This window comes from Rhodococcus sp. (in: high G+C Gram-positive bacteria) (genome assembly GCF_049591685.1).
In the GTDB taxonomy this organism is placed as follows: domain Bacteria; phylum Actinomycetota; class Actinomycetes; order Mycobacteriales; family Mycobacteriaceae; genus Rhodococcoides.
The window spans coordinates 1-3,327 of sequence record NZ_JBAWFH010000437.1; the positions used below are offsets into that span (position 1 = coordinate 1).

The following is a 3,327-nucleotide window of genomic DNA, read 5'->3' on the forward strand; positions in this document are numbered from 1 at the left end:
ACTGATGACCGATCCGAGCACGACCGCTGACATGGCGGCCGTCGCACTCCGGTCGGCTGGTCTCGACCTGTGAGTACCGTCGCGCCCACCGACCATGCACCCGGCGGAAGCATCGAGATCATTCCGGTCCTCGGACTCCCCGAGTTCCGACCGGGCGACGACCTCGCGAGCGCAATCGCCCACTGCGCCCCGTGGCTTCGCGACGACGACATCCTGGTCGTGACGAGCAAGGTTGTGTCCAAGGTCGAGGGCAGGCTGGTCGACGCGCCCCTCGACCCGGAGGAACGCGACGCCGCACGTCGAGTTCTCGTCGACCGAGAAGCCGTTCGCGTCGTCGCCCGTAAGGGCCGCACGCTCATCACCGAGAACAAGCTGGGCATCGTCCAGGCGGCCTCGGGGATCGACGGGTCCAACGTCGATCGCGCAGAGTTGGCGCTGCTGCCCGAGGATCCCGACGCCAGCGCAGCGGCGCTGCGATCCGCTCTTGCCGAATCGCTGGGCGTTCGCGTCGCGGTCGTCGTGACGGACACGATGGGCCGCGCATGGCGCATCGGGCAGACCGACGCCGCCATCGGCAGTGCAGGTTTGGCGGTGGTGCACGCCTACGCAGGCGCAGAGGACGGTCAAGGCAACGAATTGGTCGTCACCGAGGTTGCCGTGGCCGACGAGATCGCCGCCGCGGGCGACCTGGTCAAGGGCAAGTTGGGAGCGGTGCCCGTCGCCGTGGTCCGTGGGCTGACTCCTGCGGACGACGGCTCCTGCGCACGCGATCTGGTCAGGCCCGGTGAGGACGATCTGTTCTGGCTCGGAACGGCCGAGTCCATGACCCGCGGCCGACGTGAAGCTGTCCTGCTGCGGCGCTCGGTCCGCACATTTACCGACGACGACGTCGACCCGCACGAACTCCGTGCCGCAATCGCGGATGCTCTTACCGCGCCTGCGCCCCACCACACGAGGCCCGTCAGATTCGTCTGGATACGCACTCCGGCCGTTCGCACTCGGTTGCTCGAGGCAATGAAAGAGACATGGCGCGCAGACCTCCGAGCGGACGGGCTGAGCGAGGACCGAATCGAGGCGCGTATCGGCCGCGGCGACATACTGTTCGCCGCGCCCGAGGTAATCATTCCGTTCTGCGTGCCCGACGGCGCACACCGTTATCCCGACGAACGCCGCACCCGGGCGGAAGACACCATGTTCACCGTGGCGGTCGGTGCGGCTGTACAGGCTCTGCTCGTCTCGCTCGCAGTCCGGGGTCTCGGCAGCTGCTGGATCGGGTCGACGATCTTCGCCGCAGATGTCGTCCGTGCCGTACTCGGAGTCGGTATCGAGTGGAAACCCCTGGGCGCCATCGCAATCGGGCATCCCGAAGAGGAGCTGTCACCCAGAACGCCGCGCCCGCTCGACGTCGAACTGGTGGAATTGTGACTGCGCGGACGCTCCGCGAATCCGCCGTCGCGGCGCTCGAGGAGTGGACCACAGCCAGCTGGCAGGACGACTCGCTACGGCACACCATGCTGGCATTCCTGGCGTCCAATCCGAACGGGTGCCTCCGCGCCAACGAACCCGGCCACATCACCGCGTCGTCGCTCGTCCTCGACGCCACCGGCCGCAACGTCCTTCTGACGTTGCATCCACGCGTAGGTCGGTGGATTCAGCTCGGTGGGCACTGCGAGGAGTCCGACGACACCCTCGTCGATGCAGCGCTGCGGGAAGCGCGTGAGGAATCGGGCATCGAGGATCTCGCCATCGACGCGCACCTACTGTCGGCGCACACGCACCCGATCACGTGCTCCCTCGGCAAGCCGACCCGGCATCTGGACCTTCGGTTCCTCGTCCGAGCGAAAGCCGGCGCACGGGCGGTGCGCAGCGAGGAGTCCACGGATCTGCGATGGTGGCCGGTCGACGCTTTACCGGAGACCGCCGAAGTGGACACGATCACCCACCTCGTCGGTCTCGCGGCAGAACGCGACAGATAGACAGCGCACCTGTCGACTTCGCGAAAGTTCCCTGACGGCCGGAAGTTACACGTCGGTGGAGAACCGAACTCCGCCGTCGGGCAGCTTGACCCCGGGCCACACGCGGGCGCCGCGGAGCAGTTCGCAACGGGCACCGATGTCGGCTCCATCGCCGATGACGGCGTCGCGGACCAGAGCGCGTGGTCCGATGCGTGATCCGAAACCCAGGATGGATCGTTCGACCACCGCTCCCGCTTCGACGACAGCGCCGTCGAAGACCACCGCGCCGTCGAGCCTTGCGCCCGCGCCGATTTCGGCGCCCCGCCCGATAACGGTGCCGCCGATCAACAATGCACCGGGAGCCACGCCCGCACTGGGATGCACCAGCGATTCGCCACGGACGCCGGACAGTGCGGGCGACGGTGCGATACCGCGCACGAGGTCGGCGGAACCCTTGACGAAGTCCTCGGGCGTACCCATGTCACGCCAGTACGCGCTGTCGACGTGGCCGTAGACGCGTTTGTCCTCGGCCAGCAGCGCCGGAAACACTTCTCGCTCGACCGACACCGGCCGGTCGTGGGCGATGCTCTCGATGATCTCGCGCCTGAAGACGTAGCAGCCCGCGTTGATCTGGTCGGTCGGAGGATCCTGCGTCTTCTCCAGAAATGCGGTGACCCGGCCGTTTTCGTCGGTCGGAACGCAGCCGAAGGCTCGCGGGTCGCCCACGCGGACGAGGTGAAGGGTGACGTCGGCTTCCGTTCTGGCGTGCGTGTCCATGACCGCTGTCAGGTCGGTTCCGCCCAGAACGTCTCCGTTGAAGACCAGCACATTGTCGGCACGCAACCGCGGCAGAACGTTCCGAATGCCGCCGCCCGTCCCCATGGGCTCGGTTTCGGTGACGTATTCGAGTTCGATGCCCAGCGAAGACCCGTCACCGAAATGCTCCTCGAACACTTCGGCTTTGAACGACGTTCCCAAAACGACGTGCTCGATACCGGCGCTCTTGATTCGCGCAAGCAGGTGGTGCAGAAACGGCAGACCCGCAGTCGGCAGCATCGGCTTCGGAGCCGAGAGGGTCAGGGGGCGGAGCCGAGTTCCTTTGCCACCCACCAGAATCACTGCATCTGTTGTCTTGCGTGTATCAGCTGACATGGTCGGCCTCTCTGTTGTCGTCGCCCTGTCGTGCATCGCCCTGTCGTTCTTCGGTCTGTCGCACTCGAAGTGCCGAAGCCACAACCACCTTCGAGCGCGCGGCCAGACCTGCGCGCAAAGCCCATCGTAGGGGAGCCTGCCACGGGTGCGGGTGCCGATCGGCCTGGAAGCGGTAGGCACTCGAATGGTGCGCAGGGAGCATCAGTTCCGGATGTCGGCC

The 3,327-nt window shown here is 66.7% G+C and carries 3 protein-coding genes and 1 pseudogene; 2 read left to right on the plus strand and 2 right to left on the minus strand.

The genetic code is table 11. The annotated features are described in order from the left end of the window. The first annotated feature begins 69 nt into the window (after positions 1-69). A complete protein-coding gene (locus tag WBQ44_RS18380; RefSeq protein ID WP_495568110.1) occupies positions 70-1,425 on the plus strand; it encodes a coenzyme F420-0:L-glutamate ligase in 1,356 nt (451 codons plus the stop codon). After that, positions 1,422-1,976: an NUDIX hydrolase gene (locus tag WBQ44_RS18385; RefSeq protein WP_495568111.1), complete on the plus strand. Its 555-nt coding sequence runs from the start codon at positions 1,422-1,424 to the stop codon at positions 1,974-1,976. The genes WBQ44_RS18380 and WBQ44_RS18385 overlap by 4 nt, the downstream gene beginning before the upstream one ends. Positions 1,977-2,021: 45 nt before the next feature. Here WBQ44_RS18385 and manB read toward each other — a convergent pair whose 3' ends face one another. Continuing rightward, positions 2,022-3,107, minus strand: coding sequence for a mannose-1-phosphate guanylyltransferase (manB, locus tag WBQ44_RS18390; RefSeq protein WP_495568112.1), 1,086 nt, complete (start codon positions 3,105-3,107; stop codon positions 2,022-2,024). Next, positions 3,097-3,327 (minus strand): annotated as a pseudogene (locus WBQ44_RS18395) (dTDP-Rha--alpha-D-GlcNAc-pyrophosphate polyprenol alpha-3-L-rhamnosyltransferase); the annotation flags it as partial. The pseudogene WBQ44_RS18395 and the gene manB, both read right to left, overlap by 11 nt.

Bases quoted from the DNA above. Each gene is read 5' to 3' on its own strand.
- manB (WP_495568112.1), bottom strand. From the start codon at position 3,107: ATGTCAGCTGATACACGCAAGACAACAGATGCAGTGATTCTGGTGGGT.